Consider the following 14730-nt stretch of genomic DNA (forward strand, 5'->3'; position numbering starts at 1 on the left):
GCTACTCCTTGATACGCCTGACGGCAAAGCCGAGGGCCGGAACGGTGCCGCCTTCGATGAAAAATCCGGCACCGCCCGACAGATACTCGGCATCGGTGGCGTTCAACAGTGCGTGGCCGTCGATGGCGAGAGCTATTGTCTCGCCCTTGACCGATAGCGCAAACCGTTTGCGGGCATTGGCCTGAAACGCAAATGGCGCGCGCGCCAGCACCGTCTCGGTCCTGTCGCGGCGCTTTATGATCTGGACTTCGCCGTCGCGGACGATTCCGGCGTAATAGCGCTTGTGGCCGCGTGCCCTGGCCACCAGTCCCACGGCATCGTGCAATTCAAGAGCCAGTTCGGACGACACCGTGTAGTCGGTCCAGTCGCGCGTGCCGGTCGTTATGACGCCTTCGGCGTCCGGGTGGGACAGGGTGAAGGTGTTGTAGATGTCGGTCGCATAGTGCTTGGCCGAACTGACGAACGATTTGGTCCAGAACGTCGTCACGTCCCAGGGCGTGAGGGCAGGGGTCAATTCACGGGCTGTGCCGAATTCGAGATTGTCGGGAGCTCCGGACCAGTCGAGGTCGATCAGCCCGACCCGGCCCGACAGGCGCTTTTCCGAGGAAAGCTCGATCCCCAGCCTGTGAATGGGGCGCCCTCCCGTGTCGGGAACCGGCCAGACCAGCTCATTGTCGCCTTTCGCGATCACGAACGGATTGCCGTCTATGCGTGCGAGCTGCTCGGCCTCGTCGAAATACTGGATGAAAAAACGAAAGCGCGGATTGTCGGATCCGAACCCCCGAACCGTCGCCCGCACTGTCTGCGTACCGTAGAGCGAGGGGCTGGCTATGACCTCGAAGTACGAGGTGTCAGAAACCCCGCGCGGTTTGGGGTCTATGAATGTCGGAACCGAAATCGTCCCGGTCACGCCGGGCGCAAGGGCGTGATAGGTGATATCAAGGCCGTTCTCAGGTCCGGTTTCGTTGAGGTTGCCCACTTTGGTGATCGCCTGAAAACCCTCATGCAGCGGGCACCGTTGGAAGCCCTGCACCGACCCAGGAAATTCAAAGGCAAAACGGCTCGTCGGTGCTTTGTGAGATTTCCCCGCCAACGCCGCCGCTGTCCGCAGCACGCGCCGTGTTTCGATCACCGCGTCCGTGACGCATTCGCCGCCATCGGCACCGACAATATACATGAGATCCGCCACCGGGCCGCGAAAATCGGGACCCTGGCTCAACCCGTCAAGCCCGAGCCGGATGCCGTTGAGCGCACCCAGATTGCCCGCATTGCAGTCGGTATCCCACCCCGACGATACGGCGATCTTGAGTCCCTTTTGAACGTCGTCGCCGCCAAGCAGGAGAGAGGCGATCAACAGCGCGTGGTTGGGCACCATGGGGCAATTGCCCGGATAGCGTTCATAGCCATGATGAGCGCCCAGCCAGCGGCGCACGGCGCGCCAGTCATCGCCGGCGTTAGCGCATTGATCGCGTACGTCGGAAATTACGCCATTGAGCGCGTCCGACCGGGAATGGCGCAGCCCCAGATCGAGAAGGGTGTCGATATCGCGCTCTGTATAAGCAGCGGCCTGCATGGCGGCCAGAAGACATGCCGCTTCCACGGCCACGCCATCATGGCTGACCGAGCCTGCGGCCCTCGCCATAGCGGCGGCGCGCTCGGGGTCTCCGGGATTGACCATCGCCCATGCGTCGATGAAGATTTCCGCACCGATCTGCTCGGCCATGCCCACCCCATTGTGTGCGATCGAACCGCTTTGGGGCGCTTCGATGCCGGATTTGAGCCGCAGATAAGCGGTGTGTTCGGTTGACCGGCCCAACCCGCCCCACCACAGCACCGTCCGGTCTTCGATGATATAATTGAGCCAGGTATCGCCGATCGTCCTGGCGGAGATGTCGGTCGGATATCCGTTGTCCTCCAGCGCCCGATAGAAAAGAAACGTCCCCGAAATGTCGTCGTCGGGCACGATCAGCGGCCACTTGACCTTGTGGTTCACATAATAATCGATTTCCCCGAAGGTCTTTTCGATATCCTCATAGAACCAGCCCTCGACGGCCCTTCCCAGATAGACCCCGATCAGCTTGCCGAGCACGCCGGCATAGGTGCGGTTCACGACATCGGTTGAGAGCGAGGAAGGGGAATACTGGTTCATGACAGGATCAGCCTTTGACTGCCCCGGCCGACATGCCGGAAACGAAATAGCGTTGCATGACGAGGAAAAAGACGACGATGGGCGCGACCAGGATGAAGGCCCCTGCCATCATTGCCCCCTGATCGGTCGCATAGGTGCCGTTCATCGACAAATAGCCGAGCGTCATCGTGACGTTGTCGCGCCCTTTCTGGAAGGTCGAGGTGATGAGGAACTCATTCCAGGAATTGAGGAAAACGATGATCGCAACGGTAATCAGCCCCGGCTGCATCAACGGCAGCAGAATATATCGGAACGTCTGCCACGAGTTGGCACCGTCCATGAACGCTGCGTCGTCGATCTCGCGTGGAATGGAAATCACATAGGCGCGCAAGAGGAAAATGGCGACGGGCAGGTTGATCGCGGTCAGGACCACCCCTGTCGCTGCGAAATTGCCCACAAGGCCCAGCCGCGCGAAAACGAAATAGAGCGGAAAAAGGAAAAGCTGGATCGGTACGGTGGTGGCACACAGGAAATAGATGGTGACAAGCTTCCAGCCGGCAATGTGCTGGCGGGCGAGGGCGACCGCAGCAAGGGACGCGCAGACCAGGGTGAGCACCACCGTCGTGCCGCTCAAAAGCAGGGAGTTGACAAGGCCGACACCGAAATTGCCACCGCGCCAGGCGCGCGCGAAGTTGGAAAAATCAAAGCTCGTTGGAAGGCTAAGCGGGTTGGCCACGATGGACGCGTGCGGTTTGAATGTATTGACCGCCACAAGCAGCAGCGGAAGGACCGCAATGAGCACTGCACCGACAAGAAAGGCATTGGCCAGGGTGCGGCTGATCGGTCGCGGCGATTGGCGTACGGTGTCGGCCATGATCTATCTCTCGATGCTCGATCTGCTCAGGGCCACATAGGCGATGGAAGCCAAAAGCCCGAAAAAGCTCATGATGAGGGCCACCGCCGCTGCCTTACCCACCTGGAAACTGGTGAAGGCGAACTTGTAGGCATAGGTCGAAAGGATTTCGGTGGCGCGCGCCGGGCCGCCCTGGGTAATCAGATAGACATAGTCGAAGGTGAGGAACGAAAAGATCGTCACCAGCACAAGCATCAGCCCCAGCGTGGGCATGATGTTGGGCAGCGTAACGAAGCGGAACACCTGCCATCCGTTAGCGCCCTCGAGAAATGCTGCTTCGAGCTGGTCCGTCGGCGTTTGCCGCATGGCGGCGAAAAAGATGACGGTGAGATAGCCCCAGAAATGCCAGATATCGACCGCGGCCACCGCATAAAGGGCCGTGTCGGGGTTGGCGAGCGGGCTTTGCAGGGGAATGAGGGTGCGCGAGATGAAAGAGACGACGCCGGAAACCGGGCTGAAAATTATGTTCTGCCAGATGACCGCATTGGCAACCGGCGAGAGCACGTAGGGCAGAAGAAAAATCACCTGGAACACCGCGGCACTGCGACTGCGGCCCAGAAGCACCGAAGCGGCAACAAGCGCTATCGCCATTGGTATGGTCAGGAAAATCAGCGTCCACTGGATGTTGTTTCCGATGGCTATCCACAAGACCGGATCGGCGGCGATGGCCGAAAAATTGGAGAGACCGGTAAAGTGCGGCGCCGACACGCCGTCCCAGAGCGTGAAAGCCGCCCCGAAGGTCAGGAGCGCGGGAACGAGCACGATGGACAGGCTGATGACAAGGGCCGGTGCCAGGAACAGATAATGCGCGCGGTCCCGCCGTAGGGCCATGAGACGATCTCCCGATATCCGTGAATGAAACGTTTAACTAAGGCGATTGTCAATACGATATTTGCATCGTCGGCGACCCCTCGAACAATCCTGTAGATGCCGGTTTCTCTTTGACGCTCCCTAGGCCGCCGGGTCCTCGAGGGTGCCGCGACCCGTCAGAAAGTCCCTGAGCGCACCGGCGTAGGGGGCGATGTCGATCTCGTGTTCGGAAAGCCAGTCGTCATTGTAGTATGTCGACGCATATCGCTCACCGCTGTCGCAGATGATTGATACCAAAGAGCCGCTTTCGGCTTTTTCGCGCATCTGCGAGGCCACCCAGCACAGCGCCCAGAAATTGGTGCCGGTCGAACCGCCCACGCGCCGCCCCAGATGGTCCGACAGGACCCGCATCGCGGCAATGGACGCCGCGTCGGGAATTTTGATCATGTGGTCGATGACGCCCGGCATGAAGGACGGCTCGACGCGAGGGCGCCCCACGCCTTCGATGCGGGACGGCGTGTTGCACACGATGTCCCGACTTTTCGAGCAGTAGGCGTCGTAGAATGCTGAATGCTCCACATCCACAACACAAAGCCGGGTCGCTAGATTGCGGTAGCGAATATAGCGGCCGAGCGTTGCCGAAGTGCCACCGGTGCCGGCACTCATCACCACCCATGCGGGGATTGGATGAGGTTCCTTTTCCATCTGTGAGAAGATGCTTTCGGCAATGTTGTTGTTGCCGCGCCAATCGGTTGCCTGTTCGGCATAGGTGAACTGGTCGAGATAATGCCCCCCGCATTCGCGCGCCAGCCGCTCGGCTTCGGCATAGACCTGACCCGGCGAGTCCACGAAATGGCATCGTCCGTTATACCGAACGATGGCGTCGATTTTCTGCTCGCTGGTGCTTTGCGGCATGACCGCGACAAAAGGAAGGCCGAGCAGGTGTGCGAAATAGGCCTCGCTTACCGCCGTCGACCCCGAAGACGCCTCGACCAATGTTGTCCGGCGGCCGATCCATCCGTTTGCGATCCCGAAAAGGATCAGTGAGCGCGCAAGCCGATGTTTCAGGCTCCCGGTCGGATGGGTCGATTCATCCTTGAGATAGACCGAAACGCCTTCGAGGCCGGGAAACAGGGGATTGACCAGATGCGTGTCGGCCGACCGGCGGGCGTCGCCTTCAAGAATGGCTAGGGCATGCCGGCTCCATTCCCGGTCGGGGCAGGCGGCGGTATCGGCAAGGGGAGGGCAGATGGAAAACATGGCGCTTTTAGCCCTTGAGCGCGATCACGGCCTCGACCTCGACCTTGGCGCCTTTGGGCAGTGCACTGACTTCGTAACAGGCCCGCGCCGGATAGGGTGGTTCAAGAGCGGCGCTATAGGCCGCGTTGATGGCATCGAAGGCCCCGAGATCGGTCACCAGAATCGTGGTTTTGACGACGTCATCCAATGTGGCGCCGGCAGCCCGCGCGATAGCGGCAATGTTGGCCATGCACCGGGTCATCTGCCCGCCCGCATCTTCCGATGAGAACGATCCCGTAGCGGGGTCGATGGGCAATTGCCCGGAAACGAAAAGCAGCGATCCCACTTTGCGGGCCTGGCTGTAGGGCCCAATGGCCGCTGGGGCATCGTCGGTAGAAATGGCAGACATCAGGGTTTCTCCCTTGTCGATATTGCGGGCTCGGAATGTCCTAAAGGGTGCATGAGCCGGTTGGCCCAGCCGAAAATCGCAATGGCATGGATGAGATCGATGATCTCGATATCGCTCAGTCCATTGGCCTTCAGGGCCGCGATGTGGTCTGGCCCGGCCCGCGAGGGGGTAACCGAGAGGGCCTGGCCGAACTCGTAGATGGCGCGGTCACGAGAAGAAAGGGCGTCGGGCCGGTCGAGCATGAGGGCCGAAACCACATGATCGGATTGGCTGAGATTGGCGTGCTGGCGAGCGTGTACCACGGCGCAATACCGGCAGCCGTTCACGGTCGAGGCGGCCAGTGCGCCGAGTTCCCGGTCGGCGCGAGGGAGCCCGTCCCTCACATACATGATTGCGTTGAACAATTCGGTCCGCGCAACGTAGGAATCCGGGTCGTGCGCCAGTGTCCGCACATAGGGGGAGACCTTTTTCGCCGAAGGGGTGACCCGCATCGCCTGAAGTTGGCGATCGGTCGCTTCGGCCAGTTCGACCGGCGGAAGGTGCGGGTGCCAGACGAGCGGCTTGAGACGAATGGCGGGCAGGGTGGTCACTAAGTCGTCTCCAAAAGGCTGAGACCATCGACGATGCGGCTTTCGAAATTGACGAAGGCCAGCAGTTCCGAAAGCGCAATAACCTGCGGCACGGTCAGTCCGGCGGAGAGCAGGGCCTGGAGATGATCTGCGCGCGCTTCGCGGGGGCGAAGGCAGATCATGTCGGTATGGCTCGCCAGCGCGGCGTGAACGCCGGTCAGGGTCTCCGGGTCCGCGCCCCTGGCCAGTTCGTGTTGTGCAACGTCGAGCTCGTGCCGCTCACAATCGGCGCCATAACGCTCGATCAGGGCGGTGTTTTTGTTGTGAACAGCCGATCGCAGGGCGATTGCCGCCCGCAGGCCCGATGACAGCCCGAGATCCTCCTCGGGCGCCAGGACGGCTCTGCGGCAGGCTTCAGCGCCCTCGACAAATTCCGGCCGGAAGGCGCGTGCCTCGAAAATGGGACTTCCCGGCGCAATATCGGCGGCAAGATCGATGGCATCGGGCCGCTCATGGACCTTGTTCGGCACGGCTTCTCCAGACATTGGGGAACGTGAGGGCGAGTTCGGTGACAAGAGCGACATCAGCGCGGCCCCAGCACCAGATCGGGCAGCCAGAGCGTAATTTCGGGGATCGCCGCGATCAGGATCAGAACGACGATGGGCGGGATCATCAAAGGCAATATGGCGATCGCCAGCTTCTCAAAGCGAACGCCCGATACCGCCGACATCAGATAAAGCCCAACGCCGAGAGGAGGCGTTGCAATCCCCAAAAGCAGGGCAAGCGTGATGACCATGCCAAACTGCACGCGATCGACGCCAAAGGCATCGGCCACCGGCAAAAGAAGCGGGAGCAGGATGATCTTTGCCGGCGAAGCCTCCATGAAACATCCGATCACCACCAGCAGGATGATGACGAACACCATAAACACGGCGCGCGAGTCGATCGTTTCGAGAATACCGGACGCAAACGCCTGCGGGACCTGCTCGAACGCGAACAGCCAGCCCATGATCTGGGAAAACCCGATAATCATCATGATGAGAGACGAAAGGACGGCGCTTTCCGTCAGCGCGTGCCACAAAGCCTTCCACGTCAGGGACTTGTAGAAGAGACCGATCAGGATGGAATAGGCGCAGGCAATGACGCCGGCCTCGGTGGCGGTGGCAAAACCGAAAATGATGGCGCCCAGGATGATGCCGGGGGCAACCAGAGCGGGCAGGCCCTCGAGCGTGGCCTTGCCAATTCCCGCCAGCCCCACCTTTTCTTCACGCGGCATGGGCGTCCAGATCGAAATGATCCGGATATAGGCGATAAAGGAAATTGCAACGAGGATGCCCGGGATGATCCCTGCGAGAAACAGCCGTGACACGGACTCGTTTGCAAGCCACGCATAGACGATCAGGCTGATCGAAGGGGGAATGATCGGGCCGACAAGCGAGGTCGCAACGGTAAGTGCGGCAGCGAATTCGGGATTATAGCCCCTCTTGCGCATGGCCTTGACTTCGAGCTGGCCCAGCCCTGCGATATCGGCGGTGGCCGCGCCTGAAACGCCAGCGAAAAGCAGCGAGGCAAGCACGTTCACATAGGCCAGGCCGGCCCGAAAATGACCAACGATCGAAAGTGCGAAATTGAAGATGCGATCGGTTAGCCCGATTGCATTCATGAGGTTCCCGGCGAGAATGAAGAAGGGAATGGCCAGCAGCGCAGGCTTGCCCGCTCCATCCAGAACCTGCTGGGGAACGACGATTGCGTTGTCGCCGAACCCCGCCCAGTACAGGCCGAAGATCGATCCCATGGCGATGGCCATGGTAACCGGAACGCCGACGAGCATCATGGCGATGAAGCCGCCGATGACGATAAAGCCCAGTGTCATTCGATGGCCCCTTCCTGCTCGGTGTCGGCGTGCTTCATGGGCGGGAAGGCCCGGATGGAACCGGACAACAGCCCGACAATGTCATTGGCGAAGTGAATGAGGATCAGCGCGGCAGAGATGAAGATCGGGCCGCTTCTGACGTAAATCGGAAGCGCAATGGCCTCCATATCGGCCGTTTGCAGCGCCAGAAGCCCAGGCGCTGCACGCAGGATGGCAAGCATGACCAGAATGCCGACGATGTTGGTGGCAATGGCCACGGCGATGCGCGGACCATTGGGCAGCCGGGATACGAAGATATCGACCACAACGTCCCTGCGGCGGCGCACATAGACAAAAAAGCCCACCAGCAGCATCCACATGAAGAGCAGCAACGTCCATGAATAGACCCAACCGAACGCCAAGCCGAACACCGAACGTGTGATGATGTTCACCAGGTTGATGGTCAGCATGACGCCCAGGCTGATCGCCGCCAGTGCCATAAAGACACCGGCGATACGATCCAGGGCACGATCAATGAAAGGCATGGCGGGGTTCCGGTCGTGCTTGGTGGATCAGCGTGCCGCTTCCACGGCATCCAGCAGGCCCTCGGGCAGTTCGCCCGCTTCGGCCCGCGCCGCATAGAACGCCCGCATCGATTCCACCCAGGCCGACGTGTCGAACTCGGTATCGAAAGTCACGTCGCCCTCGGCTGTAAGCGTTTCGACCATTGTCGCGGACTGTTCATCGATCAGCTCGCGTGCATAGGCCGCAGCTTCCTCATGCGCGCGGGTCACCGCTTGCTGATTTTCTTCCGAAAGGCCGTCCCAGGCTTGGGCATTCATCATCCAGCTGACGGCCTGGGGATATTCGTCAGTGCGCACGATGTAGGGCGCAACTTCGTAAAAGCGCATGGATTCGATGGATTCCGCGGGCGAGGTAACAGCGTCGACGATGCCGCGGCTGATCCCGTCATAGACTTCGCCCCAGGGCAAAATTCGAACCTCGGCGCCAAGGTGTTCCCAGGCGGAAACCACGAGCTGGTCCTGATACTGGCGGACGCGCATCCCTTCGATCGATGATGCATCTTCGATGGGTTCGCTGGACAGCAGCGTCCGGAACGAGCCGCGTGGAAAATCTGGAATATCGCCCAGAATAGTGATGTCGGCCTCTTCCTCGACGGTATCGAGCCAGCCCTGGAACAGTTCGCCACGGATGAAGTTCGACCAATGCTCGTAATCGTCGAACAGGAATGGGGCCGCGGCGTAGCGGATCCCGTCTTCCCACCGGGAAAGGAAGGAAATGCCCGAGGGCGCGAGCTGGATGATGTTCTGGCTGAGCTGCTCGACGACCGCTTCCATATTGCCCAGTTGTTCGTTGGGATAGACGCGGACCGTGATCTCGCCGTCGGTATATTCGTTCACCAGATCGGCAAAGCGCTGATAGGCCAAGCCCTCAAAGCTATCGGGTGTCATCATCGAGCTCAGGCGCCATGTCTCGGCGTTGGCCGGAGCCGCCATGCCCATGCCGGCGACAAGGGCGCCGATGCTTAGTCCTACAAGAGTTTTCATGTTCGTCGTCTCCCTTTGACGCGATGAGCAAGCTATCCGAAAAAGTTATAATAAGGCTTGCTCTATGTGATAAGTGGATGATAAAAGATTGGCCATGTCAAGTGATCCTGATCAATTTTTGGACATTCGCGCGCTGCAGGCCTTTCTTGCAGCGATGTCGACCGGCTCCATGACCGGCGCCGCCCAACTGCTGGGTAAATCTCAGCCGGCGGTCACCCGGGTCGTGCGGGAATTGGAGGAGGCGGTGGGCTTCCAGCTCTTTCACCGGAACGGCCCCCGCATCAGTCCCACTGAGCGCGGCCTGCTTTTTCACGAAGAGGCCGTGCGCCTCATGGCGGGCATGCGCCAGATTTCCAGCCGCGCCACCGCCATACGCGACAACATCGCCGCTTCGCTCGACATCGCGGCAACCCCGACAATGTCAGGTGGCCTCATTGCTCCGGCCCTGGCGGGGCTGGGAGAAGCGCAGCCCGATTTTATCAATGTCCAGACTATGGGTGCCGAGCACGTGGTCCGCTCGGTTCATGCCCGAACTGCCGATATCGGCGTTTCAAGCTTTCCGCTCGACTACGCCGGCCTTTCCATTCAGGCCATATGCGAGCGTGACTGTGTCGGGGTGGTCGCTGATGACGATCCTTTGGCCCGGCAGTCAGTATTGTCGCTGGCGTCCTTGACCGAACGACGGCTCGTGACCGTTGGTAACGCCTTTCGTCTGCGCCGGTCAATCGACCGGGCCATTTCGCAGGCCGGGATCCATCCCCCGCGCGACTTTTCGACCAACACGTCCCTCAATGCGGTCATGGCGGCGCGCGCCGGGCTTGGCGTTGCGATCATCGATCCCGTCACGGCATTTGGAATTCCCGTGCAGGGTGTGAAGGTTTTGCCACTCGATGTGCGGATACCCTATTTCTGGGGCCTGTTCTCCGATGCAGCGCGCGTGGTCTCGCCGCTGACATCGGCATTTGTGGATGCCTTCATCGGGAGTTGTTCGGCCATTATTCCCGATTGCCGTTTCCATGACCCCGCCGACCAACCCGATATGTCGCCGGATCGCGATCATTAGAGCGTGTCCGGCAACAGTGGGAACGGCCTTGCGGCCCGGACGCGCGACAAAAAGAAGACCTACTGGATTTTCGCGGTTTGAAGGGCCGCGCAAGCGAAAAGCGGAAATGCTCTAGTGACAAAGGATCGACTGGCCATGGGCGACACGCGATTGCACGGTCTCAAAGACCTGGAGGCCCGACTGGCCCAGGACATGGTGTGGCTCAACCTGCCGGCCAAGCCCTGGCTGAACCCGCTTGACGTCGAGGGACAACGCGTTCTGGACGTGGCCATTATCGGCGCCGGGCTGTGCGGCCTTGTCGCCGCGGCAGCGCTGCGCCACCTCGGCGTCGACAACGTGGAGCTTTTCGATCGCGCGCCCGAAGGCAGGGAAGGGCCATGGGTGACCTACGCACGCATGCGAACGCTTCGTACGGCAAAGGCTGCATCCGGCCCGGCCCTGGGCATCGGGTCGCTGACCTTCCGGGCCTGGTATGAGGCTCAATGGGGGGGCGATGCGTGGGATCGGATGGATCTGGCGCCGCGAGAGATATGGATGGACTACCTTGTTTGGTATCGCAAGGTGACTCGGGCCAAGGTCAACAACGGCGCCGATGTAACGCGGATATCCATGCGCGAGGATGGCCTTTTGGAGCTGACCGTAAGCGGCCGGCCGGCTCTGGCCCGACGCGTGGTTCTGGCCACCGGTCTTGATGGGCTGGGAGCGCCCAAGCTCCCCGCCATCGCATCGGGGGTGGACAAGGCTTTCGTTGCTCACAGCTCGGACATGTTCGACCTTGAAGGTTTGGCCGGCAAGCGCGTCGGTGTCGTGGGGGCGGGGGCGTCTGCCATGGACAACGCCGCCGCGGCACTGGAAGCGGGGGCGGCCAGCGTCGATCTTTTCGTGCGCCGCAGCGAGCTGCCGCGTATCGACAAGTTCACCGGCGTCGGCTCCAAGGGAATGACCCACGGCTTTTACGGCCTGCCCGACCCGATAAAATGGGAGTTCATCAACGAGGGCGATCGTGCCGCAGTGCCTCCGCCGCGACATTCGGTCAAACGGGTTTCAGCGCACGACAACGCCCGCCTCCACCTCGAGAGCCCCATAGTCGGCCTGCGAGATTGCGGTGACCATATCGTTGCCCAGACGCCCAGGGGTGACTATCCGCTCGACTTCCTGATCTTTGCCACCGGGTTTGGCATCGATCTGGCCAGTCGGCCGGAGTTGGCAGACATTGCACCCCATATCCTGACCTGGGGCGACCGGGTGGATGAGCAAAGACGCGCCGCCAACCCGCAACTCGCCCGCGCGCCCTATCTGGCCGATGACTTTACCTTTCTGGAGGCCGAACCCGGAAAATGCCCGGCGCTTTCTTCCATTGCCTGCTTTGCGTACCCGGCCGTGCCCACGCACGGCAAGCTCACCAGCGGCATTCCGGCGGTAAGCGACGGTGCGGACAGGTTGGCCAAGGGCATGGTCCGCTCGCTTTTCGTCGAAGAAGCCGAGGCCCATCTCCAGCGCTTCATGACGTACCAGACACCCGAACTTCTGGGCGATGAATGGCCGGACGCCGACACGGTCCGCTCGACCGGTTCCGCGTCTTCCGCCCAATTTCTGCGAAAGGAAATTTCATGACCGATGCCGACCAGTTGCACCGTCAGTCTATCGTCATCGACGGTCTGCAGTGCTCCGATTTCAACCGGGAGCTCTTCGAGGAGGCGCGGCGCGGTGGCGTGACGGCAATCAATTGCTCTGCGGTTCTGTGGGAGAACTTTAACGGCGGCATCGATTACGTTTCCATGTGGAAGCGCCTCATTCGCGACAACAGCGACATTGTGATCCCCGTCCGCAGCGTCGCCGATATCAGGCACGCCAAGGACACCGGCAAGCTCGGCATCATCATCGGCTGGCAGAACACATCGCCGATTGAAGACAGGCTCGACTACGTCGAGATATTCAAGGATCTCGGCGTCGGTATCATGCAACTGACCTACAATACGCAGAACTATTCCGGCGCAGGCTATCTCGAGGCCAGAGACTCCGGGCTGACCGGCTTCGGCAGGGAAGTCGTCTCCGAGATGAACCGTGTCGGTGTGCTCTGTGACCTCAGCCATGTCGGCGAGCGCACGGCACTCGATGCCATTGCCCATTCCCAAAAGCCCTGTGCCATCACCCATTGCCTGCCGCGCGGGCTTCGGGATGTGCCGCGCAACAAATCCGATGAGGTCTTCAAAGCCTGTGCCGAAAAGGGCGGAGTTGTCGGTACGTCCCTGTTCGCACCCGGCCTGGCCGATGGAAACGAAGCGACAGTGGCAAGCGTTATCGACGCGCTTTCCTACACCCTCGATCTCGTCGGCGAGGACCATGTTGCGATCGGTACGGACTTTTCCCTCAATCGCCCGCGTCCCGGCCCCTGGCTGCTCTGGGCCAACAAGGACAAGGGCACTGCGCGCACCCTGACCGAGTTCGGCAGCGTCAAGATCTCCAAGCCACTGGGCATTCGCCGCATTGACGAGTTTCCCAACCTGACCGCCGAAATGGTTGCGCGCGGCTGGTCGCAGGAACGCATCGGCAAGATTCTGGGCGGCAACTGGCTGCGTGTTCTGGACACGGTATGGGGATGACCCGCGCTGCGGTCCTTCAATTTTTCCATGAGGCCAACGCATTTTCCCCGCTCAGGGTGACGCGGGACGAATTTCTGACCCGGCACCATCTCAGTGGCCAGGCGGTGCACGATGCTTTCGCGACGACATCGAACTGGATGGGGGGCGTGCTGACCGCGCTTGAACAGCGCGAGATCGAGACCGAGATTGGTTTGTGCACCGCCGCCCTTCCAGGCGGTCCGCTCGAGGCGGATTCCTGGTCACGGTTGCGCTCGGAATTTCTGGAGAGTCTCTGGTCGATCGTGGAACGCGGGCCGATCAGCCATCTGTTCGTTCTGCTTCACGGCGCACTGGCGGTCGATGGCATATCCGATCCGGAAGGGGCCGTGGTGGCCGAGATGCGCCAACGGTTGGGCGCCCGGACGCGGATCACGACAACGCTCGATTTCCACGCCAACATCAGCCCCCGTTTGCAGGCGGCAAGCGACGTCATCGTCTCGGGCAAACTCTACCCCCACACCGACACGCGTGAGCGGGGTGCGCTCGCCGTCAGGTTCGGCCTCGCCGGCGGTGAACTCAAGACGTGGCATTTCAATCTGGGCATATCGGTGCCCATGCCCAATCAGGCGACGACCGAGGGGCCGTTCGCCCGGCTGGCCGAACTGAGCGACACTTTTGCGGCGCGAAATGGCGTCGAAGATGTCAACATCATTGGCGGCTTTCCATTTTCGACCGAGGCCTATGCCGGCACGAGTCTTCTTGTCACCGGCACGGAAAAGCAAGCGGCTCACGAGGTGTATGAGCGCGTTCTGGACGCTGTCGAGAACGAGCGGGACGACCTTCTGCGTCCCGTGTCATCGCCAAGGGCCAGCATCACCCGGCTGCGCGAGCGCCTTGGAAACGGCCGGTTGATATTGGTCGACGTCGGAGACAATCCCGGCGGCGGCGGACTGGGGGATCGCACTGAATTGCTTGCCGAACTCGAAGCGTTGGGCCGCCCCTACGCCTTCGGCGCTCTTGTCCGCCCCGATCTCGTCAAGGCTGCCCAGGCCGTTGGCACGGGCGGCACGGTCGATATTCAAAGCGGGCGAGAAAAGCTATCGTGCACGGTTGCCTCACTCGCCGTCATCCGCTACCGAAACACTGGCGACATGATGCGCGGCGAAGAAGTTTTCGGGGGAGATGGCGCCGTCCTCTCCACGCGGGCCGGATCGATACTGGTCTCGAGCCTGCGCATCCAGGCCTATGACACGCAGGCCTTTGAGAGCATGAACATCACGCTCGACGATTGTGACATCATCGCGATCAAATCAATTGCGCATTTCAGGTCATCCTACGCGGACCTGGCCACTGGTGGTATCATACTGACCGACAGCGGCGGCTGGTCATCTCACCGGAGGCGGATTGAGTGGGAGCAGGGTGCGGAAGGCAGATAATGGCTGGAAATTTGATTGCAGATAGCTGAAATAAATAGAAAATCCTCCATCGCGCCCATGATGGATTGGAAAAAAGAAAGGAATTTCAGCAAAATCAACTTGATACGATTTTTGATCGTTGCGCGGTCAGTTGTATCCAATCGCCCCGATGCATTCGCGAT

Annotated in this window: 14 protein-coding genes; 4 read left to right on the forward strand and 10 right to left on the reverse strand. The window is 60.8% G+C overall.

Annotation, left to right across the window (positions count from 1 at the left end; genetic code table 11):
- Nucleotide 1: 1 nt before the first annotated feature.
- The 10 genes from KKY_RS03985 to KKY_RS04030 form a co-directional block, all read right to left on the reverse strand.
- Nucleotides 2-2149 (reverse strand): ADP-ribosylglycohydrolase family protein, encoded by a 2148-nt coding sequence (locus tag KKY_RS03985; protein ID WP_014130017.1) that lies wholly within the window; start codon nucleotides 2147-2149, stop codon nucleotides 2-4.
- Between the two features lie 7 nt (nucleotides 2150-2156).
- Nucleotides 2157-3002: a carbohydrate ABC transporter permease gene (locus tag KKY_RS03990; protein ID WP_014130018.1), complete on the reverse strand. Its 846-nt coding sequence runs from the start codon at nucleotides 3000-3002 to the stop codon at nucleotides 2157-2159.
- A 3-nt stretch (nucleotides 3003-3005) separates the two neighbouring features.
- A complete protein-coding gene (locus tag KKY_RS03995; protein WP_014130019.1) occupies nucleotides 3006-3872 on the reverse strand; it encodes a carbohydrate ABC transporter permease in 867 nt (288 codons plus the stop codon).
- Nucleotides 3873-3992: 120 nt separating this feature from the next.
- Entirely contained in the window at nucleotides 3993-5111 is a 1119-nt protein-coding gene (locus KKY_RS04000) for a PLP-dependent cysteine synthase family protein (protein ID WP_014130020.1), read from the reverse strand.
- Between the two features lie 7 nt (nucleotides 5112-5118).
- Nucleotides 5119-5502, reverse strand: coding sequence for a Rid family detoxifying hydrolase (locus tag KKY_RS04005; RefSeq protein WP_041528567.1), 384 nt, complete (start codon nucleotides 5500-5502; stop codon nucleotides 5119-5121).
- Nucleotides 5499-6089, reverse strand: coding sequence for a peroxidase-related enzyme (locus KKY_RS04010; protein WP_014130022.1), 591 nt, complete (start codon nucleotides 6087-6089; stop codon nucleotides 5499-5501). The genes KKY_RS04005 and KKY_RS04010 overlap by 4 nt, the downstream gene beginning before the upstream one ends.
- Nucleotides 6089-6598 carry a CMD domain-containing protein gene (locus KKY_RS04015; protein WP_014130023.1) on the reverse strand — a complete coding sequence of 170 codons (510 nt, stop codon included), beginning with the start codon at nucleotides 6596-6598 and terminating at the stop codon, nucleotides 6089-6091. The genes KKY_RS04010 and KKY_RS04015 overlap by 1 nt, the downstream gene beginning before the upstream one ends.
- Nucleotides 6599-6651: 53 nt before the next feature.
- Nucleotides 6652-7941, reverse strand: a complete 1290-nt coding sequence (locus KKY_RS04020; protein ID WP_014130024.1) for a TRAP transporter large permease — start codon at nucleotides 7939-7941, stop codon at nucleotides 6652-6654.
- Entirely contained in the window at nucleotides 7938-8465 is a 528-nt protein-coding gene (locus KKY_RS04025) for a TRAP transporter small permease (protein WP_014130025.1), read from the reverse strand. The genes KKY_RS04020 and KKY_RS04025 overlap by 4 nt, the downstream gene beginning before the upstream one ends.
- Nucleotides 8466-8492: 27 nt before the next feature.
- Entirely contained in the window at nucleotides 8493-9488 is a 996-nt protein-coding gene (locus KKY_RS04030; RefSeq protein WP_014130026.1) for a TRAP transporter substrate-binding protein, read from the reverse strand.
- 94 nt (nucleotides 9489-9582) lie between these two features.
- Between KKY_RS04030 and KKY_RS04035 the strand changes: the two genes are divergently transcribed.
- The 4 genes from KKY_RS04035 to KKY_RS04050 all read left to right on the forward strand — a co-directional run bounded on the left by KKY_RS04035 (nucleotide 9583) and on the right by KKY_RS04050 (nucleotide 14569).
- On the forward strand, nucleotides 9583-10551 hold the full coding sequence (locus KKY_RS04035; RefSeq protein ID WP_014130027.1) for a LysR family transcriptional regulator: 969 nt from the start codon (nucleotides 9583-9585) through the stop codon (nucleotides 10549-10551).
- A 135-nt stretch (nucleotides 10552-10686) separates the two neighbouring features.
- Nucleotides 10687-12165 carry an NAD(P)-binding domain-containing protein gene (locus KKY_RS04040; RefSeq protein ID WP_014130028.1) on the forward strand — a complete coding sequence of 493 codons (1479 nt, stop codon included), beginning with the start codon at nucleotides 10687-10689 and terminating at the stop codon, nucleotides 12163-12165.
- Entirely contained in the window at nucleotides 12162-13154 is a 993-nt protein-coding gene (locus KKY_RS04045; protein WP_014130029.1) for a dipeptidase, read from the forward strand. Before KKY_RS04040 ends, KKY_RS04045 begins: the two co-directional genes overlap by 4 nt.
- A complete protein-coding gene (locus KKY_RS04050) occupies nucleotides 13151-14569 on the forward strand; it encodes a M81 family metallopeptidase (RefSeq protein WP_158308046.1) in 1419 nt (472 codons plus the stop codon). The genes KKY_RS04045 and KKY_RS04050 overlap by 4 nt, the downstream gene beginning before the upstream one ends.
- The last annotated feature ends 161 nt before the right edge of the window (nucleotides 14570-14730 follow it).

This window comes from Pelagibacterium halotolerans B2 (genome assembly GCF_000230555.1).
In the GTDB taxonomy this organism is placed as follows: Bacteria; Pseudomonadota; Alphaproteobacteria; order Rhizobiales; family Devosiaceae; genus Pelagibacterium; species Pelagibacterium halotolerans.